Source organism: Type-D symbiont of Plautia stali (assembly GCF_001485335.1).
Taxonomy (GTDB): Bacteria; Pseudomonadota; Gammaproteobacteria; order Enterobacterales; family Enterobacteriaceae; genus Pantoea; species Pantoea vagans_C.
On the sequence record NZ_BBOC01000193.1, the window covers coordinates 1 to 1,199 of the forward strand.

General features: G+C 48.2%; 1 protein-coding gene. It reads right to left on the bottom strand.

The window, feature by feature from the left end:
• On the bottom strand, positions 1–1,148 hold a 1,148-nt coding region (locus tag PSSD_RS25930; RefSeq protein ID WP_058974233.1), incomplete at its 3' end, for an IS30 family transposase.
• Between the last annotated feature and the right edge of the window lie 51 nt (positions 1,149–1,199).

Below are 1,199 nucleotides of genomic sequence, written 5' to 3' on the forward strand. Positions count from 1 at the left end.
CCTGTCAACGCAACACCCTTTTCAATTATCTCTTTCGGTGTTTTGAACTTCAGTGTCTTTCTCGGTCTGCTGTTTAGTTGCGCTGCAACCTGATCCAGCTCCTGCTGTGTGTATTGAGCAAGGCATGTTTTTTTGGGGAAGAACTGTCGTAATAGCCCATTCGTATTTTCGTTAGTGCCTCGTTGCCAGGGACTTTGAGGATCGCAAAAATAAACTTTCACTCCCGTGCTGCTGCTAAATTCCAGATGCCTGGCCAGCTCCATCCCTCTGTCCCACGTCAATGATTGCCTGAGTTCGGGCGGTAAGCTAAGGAATTTTTCGGTAAGAGCCTGATTCACTGAAACAGCATCTTTCCCCTTTAACCTGAGAATAAGCGTATAGCGCGATTTACGATCTACCAGAGTGGCAATATGCGAATTTTTTGTGCCTGAGACTAAATCTCCCTCCCAGTGTCCAACAGAGCGCCTGTTATCAATATGCCGCGAGCGCTCATGGATTGGCGTGCCATTCACGATATTGATTGTTCCTCTTTCCCCTTTGCGGGTGTGGCGTCGCCCATGCCTCAGGCTGTGCGAACGGCGCAGATGTTGAATATTCAGGTGGTGCAGAGCTTCACGACAACGAAAGTACAGCGTCTTATAAATGGTCTCAGCTGATATTCGCATCGTTTTCTGACGCGGTTTCGTTCGTTTTAACCATCCCGAAATTTGCTCCGGAGACCACTTTAATTCCAGCTTTTCCAGAACAAGCTCCCTCAGCGGCTCATTCTGATCCAGCAAACACGGTTTGGGACGTTTAGCCATCCTGTTGGCGCGATTATTAGCGTCAACGGCTTTGTAATAGCGCCTGCCACGATTACGCTGAACTTCTCGCGAGATAGTCGAAGGAGAGCGTCTTAATGCAGTAGCGATCGCCCGAATACTCATTTTGGCTGACAGGCCAGCGCGTATTTCCTCGCGTTCAGACAAGGTGAGATGTGCGACGGCCCGCTTGCGCTCATTGGGTTTTATACCGCCGGAGTCCCTTAACATGGTGAAAATAGTTCCGGGTTTTGAATCCAGAATCTTAGCTATTTCTGAAAATCCTGTTCCACTCTTCCAGAGTTCGAAAACGAGCGATTTTTCTTTTGCTGTAAATGTACGTTTCATCAAACGATCCTCCGCAACCACATGTTTTCACATGGTTGTTGCGTTGACCAA